General features: G+C 67.3%; 16 protein-coding genes. 9 read left to right on the forward strand and 7 right to left on the reverse strand.

From position 1 onward, the window contains the following. Positions 1–105: 105 nt before the first annotated feature. The 3 genes from AC5Y5Z_RS14445 to AC5Y5Z_RS14455 all read left to right on the forward strand — a co-directional run bounded on the left by AC5Y5Z_RS14445 (position 106) and on the right by AC5Y5Z_RS14455 (position 11,778). A complete protein-coding gene (locus AC5Y5Z_RS14445; RefSeq protein WP_499925763.1) occupies positions 106–9,327 on the forward strand; it encodes a fatty acid synthase subunit beta domain-containing protein in 9,222 nt (3,073 codons plus the stop codon). A gap of 19 nt (positions 9,328–9,346) precedes the next feature. After that, complete coding sequence (acpS, locus tag AC5Y5Z_RS14450) at positions 9,347–9,739, forward strand: holo-ACP synthase AcpS (protein WP_463826466.1); 393 nt, start codon at positions 9,347–9,349, stop codon at positions 9,737–9,739. Between the two features lie 599 nt (positions 9,740–10,338). Beyond that, positions 10,339–11,778 carry a PE family protein gene (locus AC5Y5Z_RS14455; protein ID WP_463826465.1) on the forward strand — a complete coding sequence of 480 codons (1,440 nt, stop codon included), beginning with the start codon at positions 10,339–10,341 and terminating at the stop codon, positions 11,776–11,778. A 51-nt stretch (positions 11,779–11,829) separates the two neighbouring features. Here AC5Y5Z_RS14455 and AC5Y5Z_RS14460 read toward each other — a convergent pair whose 3' ends face one another. Genes AC5Y5Z_RS14460 through macS form a run of 3 tightly spaced genes read right to left on the reverse strand, consistent with a single transcriptional unit; the run spans position 11,830 to position 15,544 of the window. Beyond that, positions 11,830–13,692: a DUF2339 domain-containing protein gene (locus tag AC5Y5Z_RS14460; RefSeq protein WP_499925766.1), complete on the reverse strand. Its 1,863-nt coding sequence runs from the start codon at positions 13,690–13,692 to the stop codon at positions 11,830–11,832. A 60-nt stretch (positions 13,693–13,752) separates the two neighbouring features. Then, positions 13,753–14,409 (reverse strand): response regulator, encoded by a 657-nt coding sequence (locus tag AC5Y5Z_RS14465; protein ID WP_499925768.1) that lies wholly within the window; start codon positions 14,407–14,409, stop codon positions 13,753–13,755. Then, positions 14,402–15,544 carry a MacS family sensor histidine kinase gene (gene macS / locus AC5Y5Z_RS14470; RefSeq protein WP_463826462.1) on the reverse strand — a complete coding sequence of 381 codons (1,143 nt, stop codon included), beginning with the start codon at positions 15,542–15,544 and terminating at the stop codon, positions 14,402–14,404. The genes AC5Y5Z_RS14465 and macS overlap by 8 nt, the downstream gene beginning before the upstream one ends. 120 nt (positions 15,545–15,664) lie before the next feature. On the opposite strand from macS, the gene AC5Y5Z_RS14475 reads away from it, so the two are divergent. Beyond that, a complete protein-coding gene (locus AC5Y5Z_RS14475; protein ID WP_499925771.1) occupies positions 15,665–17,008 on the forward strand; it encodes a dipeptidase in 1,344 nt (447 codons plus the stop codon). 59 nt (positions 17,009–17,067) lie between these two features. Here AC5Y5Z_RS14475 and AC5Y5Z_RS14480 read toward each other — a convergent pair whose 3' ends face one another. Both AC5Y5Z_RS14480 and bcp read right to left on the reverse strand, forming a co-directional pair. Further along, entirely contained in the window at positions 17,068–18,306 is a 1,239-nt protein-coding gene (locus tag AC5Y5Z_RS14480; RefSeq protein WP_499925773.1) for an HNH endonuclease signature motif containing protein, read from the reverse strand. Positions 18,307–18,366: 60 nt separating this feature from the next. After that, a complete protein-coding gene (gene bcp, locus AC5Y5Z_RS14485) occupies positions 18,367–18,840 on the reverse strand; it encodes a thioredoxin-dependent thiol peroxidase (protein ID WP_499925775.1) in 474 nt (157 codons plus the stop codon). 80 nt (positions 18,841–18,920) lie between these two features. Between bcp and AC5Y5Z_RS14490 the strand changes: the two genes are divergently transcribed. Then, positions 18,921–19,148 carry a DUF3618 domain-containing protein gene (locus AC5Y5Z_RS14490; protein WP_463826458.1) on the forward strand — a complete coding sequence of 76 codons (228 nt, stop codon included), beginning with the start codon at positions 18,921–18,923 and terminating at the stop codon, positions 19,146–19,148. Between the two features lie 5 nt (positions 19,149–19,153). Here AC5Y5Z_RS14490 and AC5Y5Z_RS14495 read toward each other — a convergent pair whose 3' ends face one another. Next, positions 19,154–19,927, reverse strand: a complete 774-nt coding sequence (locus AC5Y5Z_RS14495) for an SDR family oxidoreductase (protein WP_499925777.1) — start codon at positions 19,925–19,927, stop codon at positions 19,154–19,156. Positions 19,928–20,018: 91 nt separating this feature from the next. On the opposite strand from AC5Y5Z_RS14495, the gene AC5Y5Z_RS14500 reads away from it, so the two are divergent. Beyond that, positions 20,019–20,903 carry a LysR family transcriptional regulator gene (locus AC5Y5Z_RS14500; RefSeq protein WP_463826457.1) on the forward strand — a complete coding sequence of 295 codons (885 nt, stop codon included), beginning with the start codon at positions 20,019–20,021 and terminating at the stop codon, positions 20,901–20,903. Between the two features lie 124 nt (positions 20,904–21,027). Here AC5Y5Z_RS14500 and AC5Y5Z_RS14505 read toward each other — a convergent pair whose 3' ends face one another. Then, entirely contained in the window at positions 21,028–22,764 is a 1,737-nt protein-coding gene (locus AC5Y5Z_RS14505; RefSeq protein ID WP_499925779.1) for a DUF3556 domain-containing protein, read from the reverse strand. A gap of 362 nt (positions 22,765–23,126) precedes the next feature. On the opposite strand from AC5Y5Z_RS14505, the gene AC5Y5Z_RS14510 reads away from it, so the two are divergent. The 3 genes from AC5Y5Z_RS14510 to AC5Y5Z_RS14520 are packed head-to-tail and all read left to right on the forward strand — an operon-like array spanning position 23,127 to position 25,797. Beyond that, complete coding sequence (locus AC5Y5Z_RS14510) at positions 23,127–23,831, forward strand: ABC transporter ATP-binding protein (protein WP_499925781.1); 705 nt, start codon at positions 23,127–23,129, stop codon at positions 23,829–23,831. Next, on the forward strand, positions 23,828–24,997 hold the full coding sequence (locus AC5Y5Z_RS14515; protein ID WP_499925783.1) for an ABC transporter substrate-binding protein: 1,170 nt from the start codon (positions 23,828–23,830) through the stop codon (positions 24,995–24,997). The genes AC5Y5Z_RS14510 and AC5Y5Z_RS14515 overlap by 4 nt, the downstream gene beginning before the upstream one ends. Then, positions 24,994–25,797: an ABC transporter permease gene (locus AC5Y5Z_RS14520; protein ID WP_499925785.1), complete on the forward strand. Its 804-nt coding sequence runs from the start codon at positions 24,994–24,996 to the stop codon at positions 25,795–25,797. Before AC5Y5Z_RS14515 ends, AC5Y5Z_RS14520 begins: the two co-directional genes overlap by 4 nt. Positions 25,798–25,860 lie beyond the last annotated feature (63 nt).

Genomic DNA, 25,860 nt, shown 5'->3' on the forward strand with positions numbered 1-25,860 from the left:
GATCGGCTGGCGATTCGGTGCGGAATCGCCCGGAAGTCGATGCGGCCCCGGGAAACCGGGCGATCGAACCGAGATGCGACACAGAGGTTTTGAGGGAGATACAAGGTGACGATCCACGAGAGGCACGACTGGGTGTCCGCCGACCGTGACGGCAGCGGTCCGCACAACGCACATGCTCTGGTCGATCGCCTGACCACCGGTGAGCCGTACGCCGTTGCATTCGGCGGCCAAGGCAGTGCGTGGCTGGAGACGCTGGAAGAACTGGTGTCCGGGGCGGGCATCGAATCCGAATTGGCGACGTTGGTCGGCGAGGTCGAGCTGCTACTCGAGCCGGTGGCAAAAGAGCTGGTCGTGGTGCGTCCGATCGGTTTCGAGCCGCTGCGGTGGGTGCGCGCGCTGGCCGCCGAAGATGCCATCCCCTCCGAGAAGCACCTGACGTCGGCGGCGGTCTCGGTGCCCGGGGTGCTGCTGACCCAGGTGGCGGCCATCCGCGCGCTCGCCCGGCAAGGCATGGACCTGGTCGAAACCCCGCCGGTCGCCGTTGCCGGACATTCCCAAGGTGTGCTCGCCGTCGAGGCGCTCAAGGCCGGCGGCGCGCGCGATGTCGAGCTGTTCGCCATCGCTCAACTGGTGGGTGCCGCCGGCACGCTCGTCGCCCGGCGGCGGGGGATCTCGGTGCTCGGCGACCGCCCGCCCATGGTGTCGGTCACCAACGCCGACCCGGAGCGGATCGGACGCCTGCTCGACGACTTCGCCCAGGACGTGCGTACCGTGCTGCCGCCGGTGTTGTCCATCCGCAACGGCCGCCGCTCGGTCGTCATCACCGGTACCCCGGAACAGTTGTCCCGCTTTGAGCTGTACTGCCACCAGATCTCGGAGAAGGAAGAAGCCGAGCGCAAGAACAAGCTGCGCGGCGGCGACGTCTTCGCGCCGGTGTTCGACGCCGTCAAGGTCGAGGTCGGCTTCCACACCCCGCGGCTGGCCGACGGCATCGAGATTGTCGGGCGCTGGGCCGAGAAGGTGGGGCTGGATGTCGCGCTGGCCCGGCAACTGGCCGAAGCGATCCTGGTCCGCAAGGTCGACTGGGTCGAGGAGATCACCAAGGTCCACGACGCCGGTGCGCGCTGGATCCTCGACCTGGGTCCCGGGGACATCCTGACCCGGTTGACCGCGCCGGTCATCCGCGGTCTGGGCATCGGCATCGTGCCCGCGGCAACGCGCGGTGGTCAGCGCAACCTGTTCACCGTCGGGGCCACGCCCGAGGTGGCCCGGGCCTGGTCGAGCTACGCGCCGACCGTGGTCCGACTGCCCGACGGCAGGGTGAAGCTGTCGACGAAGTTCACCCGGCTGACCGGCCGGTCGCCGATCCTGCTGGCCGGCATGACCCCGACCACCGTCGACGCGAAGATCGTCGCCGCCGCGGCCAACGCCGGGCACTGGGCCGAGCTGGCCGGGGGCGGACAGGTCACCGAGGAGATCTTCGCCGACCGCGTCGAGCAGCTGTCCGGGCTGCTCGAGCCCGGCCGCACCTACCAGTTCAACGCGCTGTTCCTGGACCCCTATTTGTGGAAGCTGCAGCTGGGCGGCAAGCGGCTGGTCCAGAAGGCTCGCCAGTCTGGCGCGGCGATCGACGGCGTGGTGGTCAGCGCCGGCATCCCGGAACTCGAGGACGCCGTCGACCTGATCGCAGAACTCAACGACATCGGCATCAGCCACGTGGTGTTCAAGCCCGGCACTATCGAGCAGATCCGTTCGGTCATCCGCATCGCCACCGAGGTGCCCACCAAGCCGGTGATCATGCACGTCGAGGGCGGCCGCGCCGGTGGTCACCACTCCTGGGAGGACCTCGACGACCTGCTGCTGGCCACCTACTCGGAGTTGCGCTCGCGCTCCAACATCACCGTCTGCGTCGGCGGTGGCATCGGCACCCCGGAACGGGCTGCGGAGTACCTGTCCGGGCGTTGGGCGGAGGCTTACGGTTTCCCGTCGATGCCGATCGACGGCATCCTGGTCGGCACCGCGGCGATGGCCACGCTGGAGGCCACCACCTCGCCCTCGGTCAAGCAGATGCTGGTCGAGACCCAGGGCACCGACCAGTGGATCAGCGCCGGAAAAGCCCAGGGCGGCATGGCTTCCAGCCGCAGCCAGCTGGGCGCGGACATCCACGAGATCGATAACAGCGCCTCCCGGTGCGGGCAGCTGCTCGACGAGGTGGCCGGTGACGCAGACGCGGTCGCCGAGCGGCGCGACGAGATCATCGCCGCGATGGCCGGCACCGCCAAGCCGTACTTCGGCGACGTCGGAGAGATGACCTACCTGCAGTGGCTGCGCCGCTATGTCGAACTGGCCATCGGAGAAGGCAATTCGACCGCCGACACCGCCGCACCCGGCAGTCCCTGGCTGGCCGACACGTGGCGGGACCGGTTCGAAGAGATGCTCAAGCGCACCGAATCCCGACTGCACCCGCAGGATGTCGGTCAGATCGAGACCCTCTACGCCGACCGCGAGTTGTTGGAAAGCCCGGACCGGGCTCTCGCGGCCCTGGTCGAGCGTTACCCGGACGCCGAGACAGTGCAGCTGCATCCCGCCGACGTGCCGTTCTTCGTCACGTTGTGCAAGAAGCCGGGTAAGCCGGTCAATTTCGTGCCGGTCATCGACAAGGACGTGCGCCGCTGGTGGCGCAGCGACTCGCTGTGGCAGGCGCACGACGCCCGCTACGACGCCGACCAGGTGTGCATCATCCCCGGGCCGGCGGCGGTGTCCGGCATCACCCGGATGGACGAGCCGGTCGGTGAATTGCTCGACCGCTTCGAGCAGGCCGCCATCGACGAGGTACTCGCCACCGGGGCCCAGCCGACGGATGTGACGGCGCGCCGCCTCGGTCGCGCCGATCTGCGCGGACCGCTGGCCCTCGTGCTCGACGCACCCGACGTGCGGTGGGCCGGGCGCACCACCACCAACCCGGTGCACCGGATCGCACCGCCGGCCGACTGGCAGGTGCGCGAAAACCGCACCGCCACACACACATCCACCGGGTCGCGGCTGGCGGTCGGCTCCGACGACAACGGCGTCGTGCTCAGTGTGCCGGTGTCGGGAACCTGGATCGATATTCCATTCGAGTTGCCCGCCAACACAATCGACGGTGGCATACCCGTGGTGTCCACCGAGAACGCCAGTGCGGCCATGCGTTGTGTGCTGGCCATCGCTGCCGGTGTCGACGGCCCCGAATCGCTGCCCGCAGTGGAAAACGGCGCCGCCACCGTCACCGTCGACTGGGATCCCGAACGGGTCGCTGACCACACCGGCGTCACCGCCACCTTCGGCGAGCCGCTGGCACCCAGCCTGACCACCGTGCCCGACGCGCTCGTCGGTCACTGCTGGCCCGCCGTCTTCGCCGCGATCGGCGCGGCTACCACCGACGATGGCGTGCCCGTGGTCGAAGGCCTGCTCAGCCTGGTGCACCTCGACCACGCGGCCCGGCTGGCTCAGCAGTTGCCGACGGTACCGACCGAATTGACCGTCGTCGCAACGGCTTCGGCGGCCACCGACACCGATATGGGCCGCGTAGTGCCCGTCTCGGTCCGGGTCTCCGACAATCACGGCGCGCTCATCGCCACCCTCGAGGAGCGGTTCGCGATCCTGGGACGCACCGGGTCCGCCGAACTCGCCGACCCGGCCCGCGCCGGTGGCGCGGTCTCGGAGAACGCCACCGACACCCCGCGCCGGCGCCGTCGCGACGTCACCATCGGCGCGCCCGTCGACATGCGCCCGTTCGCCGTGGTGTCCGGCGACCACAACCCCATCCACACCGACAAGGCCGCCGCGCTCCTGGCGGGGCTGGGCTCGCCGATCGTGCACGGCATGTGGCTGTCTGCGGCGGCGCAGCACGCGGTGACCGCCACCGACGGCCAGGCGCGCCCGCCGGCACGACTGATCGGCTGGACCGCGCGGTTCCTGGGCATGGTGCTGCCCGGCGACGAAGTGGACTTCCGGGTGGAGCGGGTCGGAATCGACCAGGGCGCAGAGGTTCTCGAGGTCACCGCGAAAGTCGGCGCGGAGCTGGTCATGTCTGCCAGCGCCCGGCTGGCCTCGCCCAGGACGGTCTACGCCTTCCCCGGCCAGGGCATCCAGCACAAGGGCATGGGCATGGACGTGCGGGCCCGCTCCAAAGCGGCCCGCAAGGTGTGGGACGAGGCGGACAAGTTCACCCGCGACACGTTGGGCTTCTCGGTGCTGCACGTGGTGCGCGACAACCCGACCAGCATCATCGCCAGCGGGGTGCACTACCACCACCCGGACGGGGTGCTGTTCCTGACGCAGTTCACCCAGGTGGCAATGGCGACGGTGGCGGCCGCGCAGGTTGCCGAGATGCGCGAGCAGGGCGCGTTCGTCGACGAGGCCATCACCTGCGGCCACTCGGTCGGCGAATACACCGCGCTGGCCTGCGTCAGCGGTGTCTTCGAACTGGAAGCGTTGCTGGAAGCCGTGTTCCATCGCGGGTCGAAGATGCACGACATCGTGCCGCGTGACGAACTGGGCCGCTCCAACTACCGCCTGGCCGCGATCCGGCCCTCGCAGATCGACCTGCCGGACGACGAGGTCACCGCGTTCGTCGCCCAGATCGCCGAGCGCACCGGTGAGTTTTTGGAGATCGTCAATTTCAACCTGCGTGGTTCGCAGTACGCCATCGCCGGCACCGTGCGGGGCCTCAAAGAGCTGGAGACCGAGGTAGAGCGGCGCCGCGAAATCACCGGCGGCAAGCGCTCTTTCATCCTGGTGCCAGGCATCGACGTACCGTTCCACTCGCGGGTGCTGCGCGTCGGGGTGGACGAATTCCGGCGGTCGCTGGAACGGCTGATGCCGCGCGACAAGGATCCCAAGGTGATCCTGGGCCGCTACATCCCCAACCTGGTGCCGCGGCCGTTCACGCTGGATCGCGACTTCATCCAAGAGATCCGCGACCTGGTTCCCGCCGAACCGCTCGACGAAATCCTCGCCGACTATGACACCTGGCGCAACGAGCGGCCCCGCGACCTGGCCCGTAAGATCCTGATCGAGCTGCTGGCCTGGCAGTTCGCCAGCCCGGTGCGCTGGATCGAGACCCAGGACCTGTTGTTCATCGAGGAAGCCGCCGGCGGCCTGGGCGTGGAGCGCTTCGTCGAGATCGGCGTGAAGACAGCGCCGACCGTCGCGGGTCTGGCCACCAACACCCTCAAGTTGCCCGAATACGCGCACAGCACAGTGGAAGTGCTCAATGCCGAGCGGGATGCCTCGGTGCTGTTCGCTACTGACACCGACCCGGAGCCGGAAGACGAACCGGTGGCCGATGAGCCCGGGACCGACGCGCCGGCGTCGGAAGCCGTCGCCGCCGCGCCGGTTCCCGCCGCGGCACCGTCCGGAGGCCCGCGTCCCGAGGACATCGGTTTCGACGCCGCCGACGCCACCGTGGCGCTGATCGCGATCTCGGCCAAGATGCGCATCGACCAGATCGAGCCGCTGGACTCCATCGAATCCATCACCGACGGCGCGTCGTCGCGGCGCAACCAGCTGCTGGTGGACCTGGGTTCTGAGCTGAACCTGGGTGCCATCGACGGCGCCGCCGAGGCCGACCTGGCCGGGCTGCGCGCGCAGGTCACCAAGCTGGCCCGCACCTACAAGCCCTATGGCCCAGTGCTTTCCGATGCGATCAACGACCAGTTGCGTACCGTGCTGGGCCCCTCGGGCAAGCGCCCCGGCGCCATCGCCGAACGGGTCACCAAGACCTGGGAGTTGGGCGAGGGTTGGGCCAAGCACGTGACCGTCGAGGTGGCGCTGGGTACCCGCGAGGGCACCAGTGTCCGTGGCGGCGCCATGGGCCATCTGCACGAGGGTGCGCTGGCCGACGCGGCGTCGGTCGACAAGGTCATCGACGCGGCAGTGGCTGCGGTCGCCGCCCGCCGGGGCGTGTCGGTGTCGCTGCCTTCGGCTGGCGGTGGCGGTGGCGCGACCGTCGACGCGGCCGCACTGAGCGAGTTCACCGACCAGATCACCGGTCGGGACGGGGTGCTGGCTTCAGCTGCCCGGTTGGTGCTGGGGCAGTTGGGTCTTGACGACCCGGTCGCCGTGTCGCCGACAACCACCGACGCCGAACTCATCGACCTGGTCACCACCGAATTGGGTGCGGACTGGCCACGTTTGGTGGCGCCGGCGTTCGACGGCAAGAAGGCCGTCGTCTTCGACGACCGCTGGGCCAGCGCCCGCGAGGACCTGGTCAAGCTGTGGCTGACCGACGAAGGTGACATCGACGCCGACTGGGTTCGGCTCTCGGAGCGTTTCGAAGGTGCCGGTCACGTGGTGGCGACCCAGGCCACCTGGTGGCAGGGCAAGTCGCTGGCCGCGGGCCGTCAGGTCCACGCCTCGCTGTACGGCAGGATCGCCGCCGGTGCCGAGAACCCGGACCCCGGTCCCTACAGCAGCGAAATCGCCGTGGTGACAGGTGCTTCCAAGGGATCGATCGCCGCGTCGGTGGCCGCGCGACTGCTTGACGGCGGCGCGACGGTGATCGCGACCACCTCGAAGCTCAACGACGAACGGCTGGCGTTCTACCGCACCCTCTACCGTGATCACGCACGCTACGGCGCGACGCTGTGGGTGGTGCCGGCCAATATGGCGTCCTACTCCGACATCGACGCGCTGGTCGAATGGGTCGGCACCGAGCAGATCGAAAGCCTTGGGCCGCAATCGATTCACCTCAAGGACGCGCAGAATCCCACGCTGCTGTTCCCGTTCGCAGCGCCGCGGGTGGTCGGTGACCTCTCCGAGGTCGGGGCCCGCGCCGAGATGGAGATGAAGGTGCTGCTGTGGGCGGCGCAACGACTCATCAGCGGGCTGTCGAAGATCGGTGCCGAGCGCGACATCGCCTCCCGGTTGCACGTGGTGCTGCCCGGTTCACCCAACCGCGGAATGTTCGGCGGTGACGGCGCTTACGGTGAAGCCAAGTCGGCGCTGGACGCCGTGGTGAGCCGCTGGCACGCCGAAACCTCGTGGGCCGAACGGGTCAGCCTGGCGCACGCGCTGATCGGCTGGACCCGGGGTACCGGGTTGATGGGTCACAACGACGCGATCGTCACCGCCGTCGAGCAGGCCGGTGTCACCACCTATTCGACCGACGAGATGGCGGCGATGTTGCTCGGCCTGTGCGACGTGGAATCCAAAGTCGCCGCGTCGAGTTCGCCGATCAAGGCTGACTTCACCGGCGGGCTGGCCGACGTCGAGCTGGACATGGCGGAGCTGGCCGCCAAGGCGCGCGAGGAGATGACCTCGGAGTCCGCCCCTGCCGACGACGCGCCGGCCGAGGGGACCATTGCCGCGCTGCCGTCGCCGCCCCGCGGGTACCGCCCGGCACCGCCGCCGGACTGGGACGACCTCGCCGTCGACCCGGCCGACCTGGTGGTGATCGTCGGCGGCGCCGAACTCGGGCCGTACGGATCGTCGCGCACCCGCTTCGAGATGGAGGTCGAAAACGAGCTGTCGGCGGCCGGTGTGTTGGAGCTGGCCTGGACCACCGGGTTGATCCGCTGGGAAGAGGACCCCCAACCTGGTTGGTACGACACGCAATCCGGCGATCTGGTGGACGAATCCGAACTGGTCGAGCGCTACCACGACACCGTGGTGGAGCGCTGCGGTATCCGCGAGTTCGTCGACGACGGCGCGATCGACCCCGACCACGCGTCGCCGCTGCTGGTGTCGGTTTTCCTGGACAAGGACTTCACCTTCGTGGTGTCCTCCGAAGCCGAGGCCCGAGCGTTCGCCGAGTTCGATCCCGAGCACACGGTGATCCGGCCGGCGCCCGACTCCGGCGACTGGCAGGTCACCCGCAAAGCCGGCACGGAGGTCCGGGTACCCCGCAAGACCAAGTTGTCGCGAGTGGTCGGGGCGCAGATCCCGACCGGCTTCGACCCGACGGTGTGGGGCATCAGCCCGGACATGGCCAACTCGATCGACCGGGTGGCGCTGTGGAACATCGTCACCACCGTGGACGCGTTCCTGTCCGCCGGGTTCTCCCCGGCCGAGGTGATGCGCTACGTGCACCCGAGCCTGGTGGCCAGCACTCAGGGCACCGGCATGGGCGGCATGACGTCGATGCAGACCATGTACCACGGCAACCTGCTCGGCCGTAACAAGCCGAACGACATCCTGCAGGAAGTACTGCCGAATGTCGTTGCCGCACACGTCATTCAGTCCTATGTCGGCAGCTATGGCTCGATGATCCACCCGGTCGCCGCGTGCGCGACGGCCGCGGTGTCGGTCGAGGAGGGCGTCGACAAGATCCGGCTGGGCAAAGCCGAGCTGGTGGTCGCAGGCGGGCTGGACGACCTCACGCTGGAGGCCATCATCGGCTTCGGTGACATGGCCGCCACCGCCGACACCGCGATGATGCGGGGCCGCGGCATCGACGACGCGAAGTTCTCCCGGCCCAACGACCGGCGTCGGCTGGGCTTCGTCGAGGCTCAGGGTGGTGGCACCATCCTGCTGGCCCGCGGCGACCTGGCGCTGCGGATGGGGCTGCCGGTGCTGGCGGTGGTCGCCTATGCGCAGTCCTTCGGTGACGGGGTGCACACCTCGATCCCGGCTCCCGGGCTGGGCGCCTTGGGCGCCGGCCGTGGCGGCAGAGACTCCGCCCTGGCACGGGCGCTGGCGAAACTGGGCGTCACTGCCGACGACATCGCGGTGATCTCCAAGCACGACACGTCGACGTTGGCCAACGATCCGAACGAGACCGAGTTGCATGAGCGGCTCGCCGACTCGCTGGGTCGCTCCGAAGGTGCGCCGCTGTTCGTGGTGTCGCAGAAGAGCCTGACCGGTCACGCCAAGGGCGGCGCGGCGGTGTTCCAGATGATGGGGATGTGCCAGATGCTGCGCGACGGCGTGATTCCGCCGAACCGCAGTTTGGACTGCGTCGACGACGAGTTGGCCGGTTCGGCGCACTTCGTCTGGTTGCGCGACGCACTGCGCTTGGGTGACAAGTTCCCGCTCAAGGCCGGGCTGCTCACCAGCCTCGGGTTCGGCCACGTGTCGGGTCTGGTCGCGCTGGTCCACCCGCAGGCGTTCATCGCGGCGCTGGAACCCGGGCAGCGGGCGGACTACCAGCGCCGCGCCGAGTCCCGTCTGTTGGCCGGCCAACGGCGGCTGGCATCAGCCATTGCCGGCGGCGAGCCGATGTATCAGCGGCCGCCGGACCGCCGTTTCGACCACGACGGACCGGAGAAGCCGCAGGAGGCGGCGATGCTGCTGAATACCGCATCCCGGTTGGGCGTGGACGGGGCGTACCAGGTCGTCGCGGATTGATCCGATAGCCTCACCACCCATGGGCATCGTCGGAATCGGGATTGACCTTGTCTCCATTCCTGATTTCGCCGAGCAGGTCGACCAGCCGGGCACGGTGTTCGCCGAGACCTTCACCCCGGGGGAGCGTCGCGACGCCTCCGACAAGAGTTCGTCGGCGGCGCGACACCTGGCCGCCCGATGGGCGGCCAAGGAGGCGGTGATCAAGGCCTGGTCTGGTTCGCGGTTCGCGCAGCGGCCGGTGTTGCCCGAGGACATCCACCGCGACATCGAGGTGGTCACCGACATGTGGGGCCGCCCGCGGGTCCGGCTCAGTGGCGAAATCGCCAAGCACCTGGCCGACGTGACGATCCACGTGTCGTTGACCCACGAGGGGGATACGGCGGCCGCGGTGGCAATCCTCGAGGCGCCCTAGGCCCCGCTTCTGCGCGAGCAGACACAGAATCGCATCACGCGACCCGATTGGATGCGATTCTGTGTCTGCTCGCGGGGGGTGGTGAGCGTTGTGGCCATGCTGCAGCGGACGGTTCGCACGGAGAAGCTATTGCACATGCGTCGGGTTGCGAGTTACCATCCGAAACGTACAACCTACTCCGCAGTAAGTTACTCGCTAGTTCGACCAAAGTACCGTGTCGAAGGGTCTGAGATGCGCAACCGTTGCCCGGTGAACCCGGTCGTCGCGGGCGAGACACCGCACTGGCGTGCCGCGTCACCGCCCTGAACAGTTGTCGCTCGGGCCGCGCGCCTGACGAATTCACTGCTGGCGGCAGCACCTAGTTAGTTCGGTCCCCGAACGGCCGAGTTGCATGCGATTTGGTTAATATTGCGCTCTGAATCCGGCGGATTCAGGGCTATTAAAGGTATCCGGATTTCAGCTATTTAGTAGAGCAAAATATGCTGTGAATTTCCTATGATACTTGACCCGATGTAGAAACAAGTGTTTAGTTTCGGAGTTGTACGGATGACCAGGGGTCATACCGGGCCTAGTCAAAGGAGACTGATATGTCGTATGTAGTGGCGATACCCGAACTCGTGCAGGCGTCGGCCAACGACCTTGCGGGTATCCAGTCAGCGCTGACCGAGGCCGCTGCGTCGGCTGCGACTGCGACCACTTCGGTGCTGCCCGCGGGCGCCGACGAGATTTCCGCGGCAATTGCTCAACTATTCGGCTCGCACGGGACAGAGTTCCAGGCAATCAGCAAGCAGCTCAATGCGTTTCATGCAAAATTCGCAGATCTGGTGGGTGCGAGCGCAGCGCAATACACTGCCGCTGAGGCCGCTGCGCAGTCGCTGCTCGGCGGGGTCAGCGCCGCCGCGGGAGCGTCTCCCCTGGAGGCGATTGCAACATTCGCCGGCGAGGTGGCGGCGCCGTACCAGGCGTTGTCGACGAATACCGCAGCGAACTTGCAGAGCCTGACTCGTGCCGTCTCGGCGAACCCGATGCCATTCCTACGGCAATTCATTGCCAATCAGGCCAGCTACCTGCAGACCATTAGTACCGGATTCGCCAGCGCCATACAGAACCTGCCCGCAACGCTGGGGAACCTACCGGTGGTAATTCACAACGCGCTCTCGGGTCTGGCTGATTTCCAGCCCGGTGCGCTGGCCCAAGGGTTCATTAATAACCAGATAGGCTATTTCAACACGATTTCGACGTCGTTGACAGCTGCCGCGCGCGACTTCGGCACCGGCGTGCAGGCCTTCCCGGCCAGTCTGCAGGCGGCTGGTCAGGCGTTGGCGGCGGGCGACTACACCAGCGCGGCGAACACTCTGGCAACAGGGTTCCTGGCGCCGTTCTTCACCGGCTTCAGCAGTGTGGTCCTGCCCACCGGTGTGGTAGTCGTCTCGCCGGTGGGTGCAGTCGGCGATCTCGGACCGATCTTCACCATCCCTGGGCAGATGGCACAGAACTTCACCAACCTGCTGCCGGTCGGTTCGATTCCCGCAGCGATATCGCAGAACGCCACCAACCTCATCACCACCATGACCGATGTCACTCAGTCGATCGACCTGGTAGCACCTACGCTCCCGCTGCATGTGGGCCTGCCGCTTGTGTTGGCGATTGACGCGATAGGTCCAGTGGTCACCACAGGTGCTGCGGCCCAGTCGAGTCTGGTGGCGGTCACGACCGCCCTCCAGGCGGGCAACATTCCGGGAGCGGCGGCGTCGCTGCTCGGCGCGCCGGCGGTGATTGCCAACGGGTTCTTGAACGGGCAATCGATGCTGACGCTCAATGTTCCGGTGGACATTGGTTTGGGAGTGCCGCTCAACACCTCGACCGGTCTGCCGTTGGGTGGACTGCTCACGCCGTTACAGGGCGGTCAATTGACACTCATAGAGGGCATCGATCCCTCGCCGCTCGGCGGCGCGCAGTTCGGCGGCATCATTCCGGGGCTGCTGAGCTACCTGCCACAGCAGCTGGCGCAAGCCATCGGGGCGGGGCCGCTCGCGTAACCGGTTGGCGCCCCGCCGAATTGCACTCTGTTCGGCGGGGCCCCGTGCGTTTCAGGTGCGTTGGTCTACGCCGGCCAGGCTGCGGGCATAGCCGGCGCCCATACCCAGCAACACCAGACCCACGATGATGAACGCCGCCACCCGAAAGATGCCGTCCAACGTGGCGAGGTCGAACAGGAACAACTTGGCGGTGGCTGCCGCGGTCAGCGCCAACCCTGCCGTGATCGACTCGCTACGGTGGTCCTGTCCAGACCGCAGGGCATACACGAAAAGCGCTGCCGCCATGCCGATCCAGCAGATGGTGGCCGCCATGTGCCCGGCCAGGAATCCGCCTCCGGTGCCACCGATCAGAACACCCGCAGTCACGGTGAACGCGGTCACGGCGTAGCCCACCGCTGCCGCCGCGATCGCAAGTAGTAGGCCCGCGCAGTCGGAGTTGAGGAAGGCCCGGGTCAGCACCGATGCCAGACCAACCACCAGCAGGCTGGCTGCCAGGGTGGACACCGCAACCGACGGCGGCGTCGTGCTGGCCCGCACCAAGGCCGTCAGCGGTGCGTAATGGTAGAACCATCCCACCCCAATGGTGCCGAATCCTGTTGCAGCCCAGCGTGCTACGTCATTCCGACGACCGGCGATCGCCACCACGATAGCCAGTGCGAGCAGTAGCGGGCCCGCGACGTAGCCGTCGAACGCAACGGTGACGGCCACCAGTGCCGCGATCGCCGACCAGGCTGACCAGATCTGGCTGACGATGCGGGGGTGGTCGCCCAGCAATGTGACGGTGAGCATCGCGGCCGCCACCGCGGCGGAAAGAACTGCTGCCAGAACGTGATTCACTCCGACTGCGCTGGCCAGCACCGGCAGGGTACCGGCGGCGGTCAACAGTGCCAGTGCGGTCGCGTTGGTGGTGCTGGGCAGCAGCACCACGCCGCCGACGATGGCGAGTGTCGCCGCCACTCCGCATGCTCCGCCGACCAACCAGGCGTTGTCGTGGTCGTTGACCGCGACCAGTGCGAGGAGTAACGGCAGCGTCGTCGCCGCGGTGCGGGCGGTGTGCATCCAGATCCAGTCCTTGCCCAACTGCACCGGCAACGCGGCCGCCGACAGCGCCAACATGAAGCTGACCAGGAGCAGGTCGATACCGCGGGTGAGGACGGGAGCCAGGCCGATCAGTGGGATCAGCACCAGCAGCGCGAGATGCTCGGAACCCCACCGTCGCGACACAGCCAGACCCGCGCCACCCACGACGGCGGCCAGTACCAGTCCCAGCGACGCGGGGACCCACTTGTAGATGGTGACGACCGCGATCACATCCAGGTATGCCGCGGCAATACCGGTGGCGGCCAGGGCGATCGCACCGATCCGGCCGCCCGGGCGGCTACGCAATCGGGCAGCGACGCCGACGAGCGCGAGCGCCAGTGCGCTGCCGCCGGCCACCCGGATCTCCGGTCGTAACAGTCCGGCCTGCGCGGCCAGCACGAGCAGCAGCACCACGCCGATCAGCGTGACAGCTACACCGGCGACGGCCAGAACCTTGCCGATCCAACCGGATTGGGCCGTGTCCGGGCTGGCCGGGGCGACGGGCCGCGGGGGAGTGGGCGGGGCGGACGGCACGGGTTTGGGTTGACGCGGTGGGCGCGGTGGGCGCGGTGCGACTGTCGCCGGCCGCCAGGATTGGTAGTAGTGCTGCCAGTATGTGCCGGCTTGGTGCGGCGGGGCGACGGGAGCCGGCGCGACGGGCGGCGGGACGTATTGCGGTGCCGGCGGGACGGCGGTTTCCGGCGGCGTGGACGCGGGGGCGGAGATCAGCCGATCCAGCTGACTGAGCTCACCGGAAACTCGCGACATCTGCCGGGCGAGAGAGTCGAATTCTTGCGACAGCCGACTGATCAGAGCCTGATGCGGTTGGGTCATGGTGACCCACCCTGCCGGGGATACCCCGGTGGTCGGATGAGTAGGACTACCCGAATCCGGTCATTGATCGAGCCCGTGCTCGATGGCGTAGCGCGTCAGCTCCACCCGGTTAGCCACCTGCAGTTTGCGGAAGGTGGCCTGCACGTGGTTTTCCACCGTCCGGTGGCTCAACGATAGTTTTTCGGCAATCTGCTTGGCGGACAAACCTTTTGCGACGAAGCGCAGTACTTCGGTCTCCCGCTCGGTCAGGCTGGGTCCCGCCGGCTCGGATTGCGGGCGCTGCGCGATGCGCCGGTATTCACCCAGCACCAGTCCGGCCAGACTCGGGGTGAACACCGCCCGTCCGGCCACGGTGGCCCGCACGGCATCGGCCAGTTCGGCCTTGGAGGCACTCTTGACCAGGTAGCCCGTCGCTCCCGCCTTGACCGCTTCCAGCACGTCGTCGCGTTCGTCGGAAGCCGAGAGCACCAGTACCCGGCTGTCGGGTGACGCTTCAAGGACTTCCATCGTCGCCTGCACACCGTCGCCGTCGGACAGGCGCATGTCCATCACCACCACGTCCGGTTTGACCACCGCCGCCCGGCGGCGCGCCGACGCCACGCCCTCAGCGGTAGCAACCACGTTGAACCCGTCGTCTGCGAGATCCCGGGCGACCGCGTCGCGCCAGATCGGGTGATCGTCGACCACCATCACCGTAGGTGCCGCATCCTCAGCCATGCCGTCCCTCTCCCCGTGGCACTCTCAGTTCCCATTCGGTACCGTCACCCGGCCCGGTGGTCAGCTCGGCGCTGCCGCCCAACGCTTCCAACCGCCCGATGATCGACTTCACGATCCCGACGTGTCCCTGACTGACCGCTTCCTCCAGCCGTCCAGGTGCGATGCCCACTCCGTCGTCGCGAATGCTGACCGCGACCTCGTCGCCGAGGTCCTCCAGCAGCACGAAGGTGCGAGCCTCCGGACCGGCGTGCAGCCGTACGTTGTCCAGCGCGTTGCCGACCGCGGCATCCAGTTCGCCGGCCACGGCACTGTCCAGGGTCACCGGGGTTCCCGGCAGGCTCATCGACACGTGGTCGCACTCCCGGCAGCGCAGCAGCGCACGCAAATCGACCGTCGCCTCCGACTCGCGCTGCATGTCGGTGGAGGTGACCCACTTGCGCAGCGCGCGTTCCTGTTCGCCGGCAAGTCTGGCGAGTTCGGCTGTGGCACCGCCAATTTCGTGCCCCCGCTTGGCGACCAGCGCGAGTACCTGGACGACGCCGTCGTGGACCTGGCGGGACAGCCGCTCGCGTTCTTCCACCGCAGCGGACAGACGGGCCGCCCGCTGCAATTCTTCATGGGCGCGGCGCGCGGTCCGAGCCGCTAGACCTATGGCCAGCCCGACAGCCAGCTCGACGATGATAGTGGCGTTGCGTCCAAAGTTGACGTTGAGGTAGCCCTTGACGAATTCGCTGGTCGCCGCCACAGCCAGGCCGGTCAGCATGCCGCCGGCCGGTCCGAACTGCAGCGCCGCCGAGATAGTGGCGTTGCTGGCCCACAAGGTCGTGGGCCAGGTCTGATTGTTGTGCGCCCACTGGCCGGACGCAACGACCTCGGTCGACAGCATCAGCATCACGACCACCACGAGTTCGGCGATGACCCAGGCCGGGCGACGGCCGAACCCGCGCAGGTAGGCGACCGAACATGCCACGCTCCACCCGATCAGCACCGCGAACAGCGTCCAACCCAGCGCCGGATGGCGCAGATCCGCGCTGACCGCGATGTGGAATCCCAGCGCGTACAGGCAGCTCAACAGCCGGAACAGTTGCGCGGCCCGCCACAGTGGGGTGGTGGGATCGGGCCCGTCGGTGCTCACCCGGCAAGCCTAGAGCGGGCCGAGGGGTCAGTCGGTCCTGCCGTGCCCTCGCCCGCCGATGATCACTGGTCACACGACTCACCTCACGTCAGTGACACGGGCATGGCTAGCCTCGGAACCATGACTGATCTGGTGGAGCGGGTGCGCGCGGTGCTGCCTGCGGTGCGGCGCGACCTCGAGGATCTGGTACGCATCGATTCGGTGTGGGCCGACCCGGCCCGGCGCGACCAGGTGCACCGCAGCGCACAGGCGGTATCAGACCTGTTGTCGCAGGCTGGTTTTGGCGATGTGCGGATTGTCAGCGAAGGCGGTGCCCCCGCCGTGATCGCGCATCATCCCGCTCCGCCCGGGGCGCCTACGGTGCTGTTGTACGCCCACCATGATGTGCAACCCGAGGGCGACCGCGGGCAGTGGCACTCGCCGCCGTTCGAGCCGACCGAGCGGGACGGACGCCTCTATGGACGCGGCACCGCCGACGACAAAGCAGGCATCGCAACACATTTGGCCGCGTTCCGGGCGCATGGCGGTCAACCGCCGGTAGGCGTGACGGTGTTCGTGGAAGGTGAGGAGGAGTCGGGGTCGCCGTCGCTGGGGCAATTGCTGGCCGCCCACCGCGACGAGCTGGCCGCCGACGTGATTGTGATCGCCGACTCGGACAACTGGAGTACCGAGGTGCCGGCGCTGACGGTGTCGTTGCGGGGGATGGCGGACTGCGTGGTGGAGGTCGCCACCCTCGACCACGGCCTGCACTCCGGGTTGTGGGGCGGCGTGATTCCCGACGCGCTGAGCGTGCTGGTGCGCCTGTTGGCCAGCCTGCACGACGACGACGGCAATGTGGCCGTCGAGGGTCTGCACCAGACCGACATCACCGGCTTGAACTACCCCGACTATCCGCCGGAGCGGGCCCGCACCGACTCGGGCCTGCTGGACGGGGTGAGCGAGATCGGGTCCGGGTCGGTGCCGCAGCGATTGTGGGCCAAGCCCGCGATCACCGTAATCGGTATCGACACCACATCCATTGCTGCAGCGTCGAATACGCTGATTCCGCGGGCGAAAGCCAAGATCAGCATCCGGGTGGCGCCCGGCGGTGATGCGAGAGCGCACCTGGACTCGGTCGAAGCCCACCTCAAGCGGCACGCTCCGTGGGGCGCGCACGTCAGCGTGACTCGCGGCGAACTCGGCCAGCCCTACGCGATCGAGGCCAGCGGACCGGTGTACGACGCGGCGCGGGCGGCGTTCCGCCAGGCGTGGGGTACCGATCCCATCGACATGGGCATGGGTGGGTCGATCCCGTTCATCGCCGAGTTCGCCGAGGCGTTCCCACAAGCCAAGATTCTGGTCACCGGGGTGGAGGACCCGGGCACCCAGGCGCACAGCGTCAACGAGAGCCTGCACCTGGCCGTGCTGGAGCGGGCGGCGATCGCGGAAGCGTTACTGCTGGCGAACTTAGCTCCGGACCGCTAACCGCGAGACGCGGGAATTTCCGCGCAGCTGTGTGCAGGCGAGTTCGGTTGATCGCCAACCTAATTCGGTGGCGCTTCGGGTTGGAAGGGTGTGTACCACCACCAGTCGGCGCGTTCGCCGAGGGGTCCTTGGCAGGGTGGGACATCCGGTGGTGGTGTGGTGGGGGGTCGGGCCAGTGATCCGGGTGGGAGGGGGTGTCCGTCGTCGTCGGTGACGATGAGGTTCTCGGCGGTGCCGGTGATGGTGATCCCGCCCTGGTGATGTAGGCGGTGGTGGTAGGGGCAGACCAGGGCCAGGTTGGTCAGTTCGGTGGGGCCGCCGTCTTCCCAGTGCCGCAGGTGGTGGGCGTGCAGGCCGCGGGTGGCTCCGCAGCCGGGCACCACACAGCAGCGGTCGCGGTGTTCCAGGGCGCGGCGTAGCCGGCGGTTGATCTGGCGGGTCTGCCGGCCGGTGCCGATGAGCTGCCCGTCGCGTTGGAACCAGGCCTCGAAGGTGGCATCGCAGGTCAGGTACTGGCGGTCGGCGTCGGTGAGCAGCGGACCCAGATGCAGCGCCGCGGCGCGCTTGTCGACGTCGAGGTGCACCGCCACGGTGGTGCGCTGCCCGTGCGGGCGGCGGGCGACCTCGGTGTCCCAGCCGGCCTCGACCAGGCTCATGAACCCATCCACAGTGGTGGGCAGGGGCGGCGCGCTGGGCGCGTCGTCCGCACCGTGGTCGCGTTTCCACGTCGCGACCAGCGCATCGAGATGAGCCTGCAACGCGGTGTCGAACACCGCGGCCTCGATGTGCGGCAACGTGATCCGCCACGTGGTCGTGTGTTCATCGCAGGTCTTGGTGATCCGCCGCCGCGGCTCGGGGGCGGGCCCGGGATCAGCTCGGGGTTCGAGCTTGACCGCGGTACGCAACTGGGTGACCGTGGCCACCGCCGCCAACTCCACATAATGCTCATCAGACCCGTCCGCGGCGTGCTGGGCGATCACCCCCACCTGATCCAGCGACAACCGGCCCTCGCGCATGCCGGCCGCACACCGCGGGAACTGCTCCAGTCGCCCGGCGATCGCCGCCACCGTCTGGGCATTGGCCGGCGACACCCCGGTCTTCCAGGCCACCATCGACGCCAGCGACCGACACCCGGTCATCCCCCACAACTGCTTACGGTCCACCTCAGCAGCGATCTCCACGATGCGCCCATCGATGGCATTACGCTGACCCGTCAGCTCCGCCAACTCCTCAAACAACACCTCCAAGCGCTCCTTGGGCATCAACCCGACAGGCTCAGCAACAGCGGCGGCAGACACAACACCATCACAGCACCGGGGTACGACAACTCCCGGCCGCCGGGGAAGGCTCGATCGGGCCTAAACCGACATGTCCCGCCGCAGCTTCGCCACGTGCCCGGTGGCCTTCACGTTGTACTGCGCGATCTCGATCTTGCCCTTGTCGTCGACGACGAAAGTGGACCGGATGACGCCGGTGACCGTCTTGCCGTACATCTTCTTCTCCCCGAAGGCGCCGTAGGCCGCCAGCACCTCGCGCTCGGGGTCCGACAGCAGCGGGAACGTCAACTTCTCCGCATCGCGGAACTTCGCCAGTTTCTCCGGCTTGTCGGGGGAGATGCCGACGACGTCGAGGCCGGCCCCGTTCAACTCAGCCAGGCTGTCCCGGAAGTCGCACGCCTGCTTGGTGCAGCCGGGCGTGGAAGCCGCCGGGTAGAAGTACACGACGACGCGGCGGCCCTTGTAGTCCGACAGCGACACCGTGTTGCCGTCAGCGTCGGGCAGGCTGAAAGCGGGCGCTGGGTCGCCGGGTGCCAGTCGTGTGGTCTCGGTCAAAGTGCATCCCTTTCTCGTCGCCGAAGCGTCGGCACTAGGGTAGTTGGTCAGTGCATCAGCTTGATTTGGAGGACAGACACGTGGCGGACCGCGATCCCGACACCATCAAGAAGGAGATCGATGTCGCCCGCGAGCAGTTGGCTGCCACGGTCGACTCGCTTGCTGAGCGGGCCAACCCGCGCCGCCTGGCCGACGACGTCAAAGCCAAGGTGTTCGAGTTCCTCAACAAGCCCATCGTGACGGTGTCACTGACCGGGGCCGGCGTCGTCGCCGTCATCGTGGTGATCCACAGGATCAGGAACCGCTGACCCGCTCAACGCGTGGAGTAACCGCCGTTGGCGAAGATGGTCTGTCCGTTGATCCACCAACCGTCACTGACCAGGAAGCGGATCAGCGAAACGATATCGTCCGGATCGGTCAAACCCGTCCTGGTGAATTTCGACAAATCGGCCGCCGTCTGGTTGAACTTCGCCGACTCATCGGTTTCCTGCCCGTAGAAGAAGGGCGTCTCCATCGGTCCGGGTGCGACGGCGACCACCGAGATACCACGTTCCCCGAACTCCTTGGAGGCCGCGCGGGTGAAGTGTTCGACGGGGCTCTTGGAGCCGGCATAGATCGAGTACAACCCGGTGTAAGCAGCCAGTAGCGAAGTGACCACGGTGACCAATTTGCCCTGGTCCGTGAGGTGCTTGCCCGCCTCCTGGATGAAGAAGAACGCGGCTTTGGAATTGACGGCGAAGATCGTGTCGTAGTCGTTCTCGGTGATGTCGGCGATCGGCTTCTTGATCACCATCCCGGCGGTGTTGACCGCGATGTCGATCGTCCCCAGGGCGGCCTTGGCGTCGTCGAACAGCGACGAGACCGCTGCGGCCGAGGTCAGGTCGCCCTGGAAGGCATAGGCCTCGGGTCCGGCGTCGGTGATGGCAGCGACCGTCTGGTCCGCGGCTGCTCTGGTGGCGTCGCTGTTGTAGTGGATCGCAATGGCTTGGACGCCTTGGGTCGCCAGATCGCGGGCGAGCAGTCCGCCCAGGTTCTTGGCGCCGCCGGCGATCAGCACTGTCTTACCGTTCAGGCTGTGGTTGCTCATGACGCGAAACTACGTCGGCGGATATACAAATCGCTAACAGTGTTTAATGGTCGAATAACAACCGGAAGTTGTCCATGGTGAGGGGTTGGCGGTGTCGGACCACCATGCACCATTAGACCTGTACCGGCTGTCCCAGTTCATCGCGGTGACCCAACACGAGAATCTGACCGCCGCCGCCCAGCGACTCCATCTCACTCAGCAGGCATTGAGTACGGCCATGCGCCAACTCGAGCACGCCATCGGCGTCAGCCTTTTCGACCGTCGCGGCCGGCGACTGCAGCTGACCCCGGCCGGGCAGAAGCTGCGCGAGGGTGCACCGCTGCTGTTGGCTGCCGCCGCCGCACTCACCGACGCCACGCGGCAGGTGGCCGCGGGCCGTCAGCCGCCCTTCGTCGTCGGACATACACCGGCGATCACTGCCGAGGAGATCTTCACGATCATCGAACCGGTGCGCGCGGCGCTGCCGGAGGTGTCGGTGACGGCGCGGCAGATGTTCCCCTCGGACATGCAGCAAGCGTTGCTCGATCGTTCCATCGACGTGGGTCTGCGGCGCGGCGCGACCACGCCACCGGAGTTCGCCGGGGCGGTCATCGGTTACGACGAACTGCGGGTCGCGGTAGCAGCCGGTCACCCGCTGAGCAAGCAGACCAGCATCGCGCTCACCGACATCGCCGCCTACCCGCTTGTTGTGTGGGCACCGCCAACGTTCTCGTTCTATACGGACTTCCTCGTAGCAGCTTGTCGCCGTGCGGGTTTCGAGCCGACGGTGGTGGTCAACAAGATGCAGGGCACCCCGCCGGTCACCGCGGTCGTCGGCAACGACTACGTCGCATTGGTGACCGCGCCGGCGGGCCCGGCGTTACACGGTCGTGTCGAAGTGCGGGCCCTGGACGACCCGCCGCTAGTGCCCATTCAAGCATTATGGTTGCCGCACACCACATCTGAGGCGCGGACCGCGCTGTTGGCGCGGCACTGAATCAGTGGCGCGCCACGAAAGTGCCCGGAGACCAGCGCCTTGAATCCTGCAATACCGTCGGCGGCGAACAGACCGGGCAGTTCGTGCCCCGGACCGGTCGACACGTCGGTGACCAGGGCGGTCGTCATGTGTTCAGCCCGGTGCTGCTGGTGACGTGTACCGGGAGATCGTCGTTCCAAGGTTGCGTGGTGACCATGTCGTCGACGTTGACGTAACCGCGCTCGAATTCACCCGTCGCCGCGTCGACCAGCCGGTACTCCTGACGCTGAATGTGGATCGGCTGCGCGTCGAGGATCACCACCCGAACCTCACCGGGGGCGAATCCGCACCGCTGCTGCAGTGCCTCGATGAGGCACTCGTTGTGCATGTGCCCGTCGCCGAAGTTCCAGCCAACCGCCACCGCGCACAACATCTCGCCTTCACACAGGTTGTAGTCCTGCTCGTCGTAGCCGGCCAGCGCCCGGTGGACCAGGGTGAACAACGCGCGCCCGTGGGTGTTCATCCCGCGGAAGGCGTAGGCCAGATGGATGGGGACCAGGGTGTCCTCTTTGCTTTTGTACAACCGCTCGAGTTGCAAATGCTGCATCGGTCCCAGCGCGCGGGCGCCGATGCGGATCTTCTCGTCGGCCGACGGCTTCACGCACCACACGGTGGTGTCCCAGTTGCCGGCGTAGTACCGCATGCCGGGCAGGAAAGACACCTTGTGCGGGAACAGGTTTCCGACGATGACGGTGCCGACGAGGACCACGAACAGCACGGCGACCGGCAGCGGGTTGATGACACTGGCAAGTCCGACCGGCGCGTGCGCCACGAACAGCCACAGCACGCTGAAGATCATGAACACGTTCCACTCCAGCGGCACTCCCATCGGAAAGGCCAGCAGGATGTTCAGGTGGAACACGATCATCACGAACGCAGCGACGGTCGTCGGCCAGCCGCCGTGTGAGAAGAGCAGCGCCAACGGCACCAGCCCTTCGATCGCGGTCGAGAAGTGCGCGATGAATCCCGACCACGCACCGGGCCGCAGATCGTCCGGGTAGTGCTTGAACAACGACGTCTTCAGGACGCCCGACGGGATGAACGGATTGTTGGCCAGCATGGTCGAGATCACGAACGGGAAGTGCCGGGTCAGCTTGGACGTGGCCGCGCCCATCCAGATCACCAGGCAGACCAGCTTCGCGGCGACCACGCTATCGGCACCGGAGAACAGGAACGCCAGCGCCAGCGGCGCGTAGACCTCGCCGCGCGCGGCCAGGAAGATCACCTTGTCCCGCAGGCCGAGTACGGCCAGCAGCGTCAGGATCGCGACACTCTGCCACCGCGGCAACACTCCGATCGCGGTGTGCAGGGCCGGGATCGGCCCACTCCCGTCAGACACCAGCGCCGTGACGAGCAGCGTGAGCAGTGCGCCGTAGAGTACCGCGTCGAGCGGAGTTCTGTTGTGGCCCTTGGTCAGCGGCACCCGGTCGGGCCACGGGGGCAACCGGATGGTGCCGGGCCGCAGCCAGTACAGGATCGAGCCGATGGGTGGGAAGTACCGTCCGGCCAGCGGTCCGAAGCAGCAACCGAGCCCGACGACTTCGAAGAGCATGGTGAACAACACGGCCTTCTGGAACACGATGGGTTCGGTCCACCAGGCGGAGACGTCGGTGAAATCGCCGATGCCCGCTGTGGACCACGCGCACACCCAGATGCCCAGGACGTAGAGCACGATCTTGACGCCGTACATCACATGCATCACCAGGGGAGTGCCGAAGCCGTTCTCAGCGATGTGGCGCATCATCGGGATCACCCGCTCGGAACGAGTCCGCTTGCTCCACTCCGCGTCGACGACGGGGAGGTTGGGCTGGATGAACCCCATAGCGACTCCTTCGACAGCGGCCGATTCTCGGTGAGGAAAAACTACCGGGTGTGGCGGGCCTGGGGTAGTGCGTGTCGACTCAGCGGGACGCTTTTGCACCGGTTGCGATCAGCACGATCCCATCTGGCCGCCGGAGTTGCGGACGCCGCGCCACCGATCTCGGACTGAGACACCTGAATGCACTGTGCTGGAACATCATTCGGGATCACACCTGCGCTGCTTCCGCTCGCTGCCGTCGTAGCTGCGCGCGAGCTGTCCACCGTCGCCGCGGCGACGTGCAGGAGCAATGCCCGCGCCGCAATGGCAGCGTGCTGCCTGTGCCGTGCCCTGCCGACGGCACAGTCGTCGAAAGGAACGCGAACGTGGGAGCTGCCACTGTACGAATAGTCGGTGGCCACAAGCGCTTTGACGCCGGCAGCCACGCGCTGGCCGACATCGACCTGACCGTCGAGCACGGCGATTTCCTGGCGATCCTGGGCCGCAGCGGCAGTGGCAAGTCCACTCTGTTGCGGGTGATTGCCGGGCTGGAACAGCTCTCGTCGGGAACCGTCGAATGGTCCACCGGCTCCACGCGGCCGCACGCCGGCGTGGTGTTTCAGCAGGCGCTGCTGCTGCCGTGGCTGACCGCGGGGGAGAACGTGCTGATCGCCGGGCGGTTCGCCGCCCAGCAGGCGTCGTTCAACCGGGATTACGCCGAGGACTTGTTGCGTCGCTTCGATCTGGAGCGGGTCGCCGACCGCTATCCCGACCAGCTGTCCGGCGGGCAGGCGCAACGGGTGGCGATCATCCGGGCGGTCGCTACCCGGCCCCGATTGTTGCTGCTCGACGAACCGTTCAGCGCACTGGACCCGGCCATTCGGGCCGACCTGCAGCGGTGGCTGAGCACGCTGGCCGCCGAGTTGGGCGTCACCGTCGTTCTGGTCACTCACGACGTCGACGAAGCGTTGTTGCTCGCCAGCCGTGTCGTGCTGCTCGGTCCCGACGGGCGGATCCGGCGCGAATGGCAGCCCGGCAGCCAGCAGTTGCGACAGGAGATCCTCGACCACTACCGCCTGGTGGGGCAGTGACGGGCCTGGTGTCGCGGCGGTCCTTGCTGACCGGCGCGGCGGCCCTCGCCGCGGCGGGCGGAGTGGCCGGCGTAGCTGATCTGGCGCACGCCGCCAGTGTCGACCGGACGAACACCAGCGGACACCTACGGGTGGGCTACCTGCCGATCACCGACGCGGCGCCGCTGTTGATCGCACACGCCGCCGGTCTCTACCAGCCGGGTGTGGTGAGCTCAGCCAAACCGGTCTTGTTCCGCAGTTGGGCCTCCCTGGCCGAGGCGTTCGTCACCCGCCAGGTCGACGCCGTGCACATGCTGATGCCGACGGCGATCCAGTTGCGATTCCTCCTGCGTAGTCCGGTGCGGGTGTTGAGCTGGAACCACACCAACGGATCAGCACTCACCGTAGCGCCGCACATCACCGACTACGGCCAGTTGGCCGGAACCCAAGTGGCGATACCGTTTTGGTGGTCGATCCACAACATCATTCTTCAGCAACTGCTGCGCGCGCATAACCTGGTGCCGGTGGTGCGCCGCAGCGCCTCACGCACCGCCCGCACGGTCGAACTGATCGTGATGAGTCCGTCGGACATGGTGCCGGCGTTGGCCAACCGCTCGATCAGCGGCTACGTGGTGGCAGATCCGTTCAACGCCATGGCCCAGGTCCGCAAGATCGGCCGCATCCATGCGTTCCTCGGCGACGTGTGGCGTGACCATGCCTGCTGTGTGGTGCTCGCGCACGACGACCTGATCGAACACCGGCCGCAGGCGGCCGCCGCCTTGGTGGATTCGATTGTCGCTGCACAGCAACGCATTAACGCGGACCGGGCTGCAGCAGCGGCGGCGTTGTCGAACGGCGCGTACCTGCCGCAACCCCTGCCCGCGATCAAGACCGCGCTCAACTACCGCGCGCAGGATTATCGGATCGTCCACCCCGACTGGCAACCACAGCGGCTGGGATATCAACCCTTTCCATTTCCCAGCTTCACCCGCCGCCTGGTCGAAGCCATGCACGACACCGTCGTGGACGGCGATCGCGGGTTCCTCGACCGGCTGGATCCCGCGACCGTGCATTCGGAGTTGGTCGACGACTCCTTCGTGCGTGGTGCGCTGGGCGCCCGCGGTGGGCTCGAATCCTTCGGCATCCCTTCCGATTTCAGTCGAACTGAACAGGTGCAACCGCGATGACTCTGGATACAGCGACCCTCTCGGCACCCGTAGATTCCCCGTCAGGTGCACTCGTCCGGCGCTGGTGGCCGCCCACGCTGGCGATCGGGACGGCGATCGGGTTGTGGTGGTTGGCGACCGCCGTCCTGGCGCCCGCGCAGTCGCTGCTGCGTGAGACGACACCGTTACGAGTCGCCACATCGCTGGTCGATCTGTACCACCGCGGAGTGTTGCTGCCCGACACCGGTGTCAGCCTGTGGCGGCTGCTGGTCGGGTTACTGGTGGGCGCGGTCATCGGCATGCCCACCGGGCTGCTGATCGGGCTGAACGACACGGTCGATCGCGCGACCCGACCCGTGGTGCAGTTCCTGCGCATGATCTCACCGCTGTCGTGGGCCCCGATCTCGGTGGCACTGTTCGGAATCGGCAACGAGCCGGTGATCTTCCTGATCGCTGCGGCGTCGGTGTGGCCCATCCTGATCAACACCGCCGCCGGCGTGCACGCCATCGATCCCGGGTACCTGCAGGTGGCCAGATCGTTCGGTGCCACCCGGGCCGAACAACTCACCGTGGTGGTGCTGCCCGCCATCCGCGACCATCTGCAGACCGGTCTGCGCGTGGCCCTGGGCATCGCCTGGGTCGTGTTGGTGCCAGCCGAAATGCTGGGCGTGCGTTCGGGTCTGGGCTATCAGATCCTCAACGCGCGCGATCAACTGGCGTACGGACAAGTGGTTGCGGTGATCGTGGTCATCGGGTTGATCGGCTACGGGCTGGATCTCGCTGCGCGACGAGCGCTGTCAGGATCGCGGGCTGCCCGATGATCCTGTCGCGTAGCGACAACCAAAAATTGAGTAGTCGTCTACGCGTTGCATCTCGCCCGATCC

Source organism: Mycobacterium sp. NGS29, from assembly GCF_059812965.1.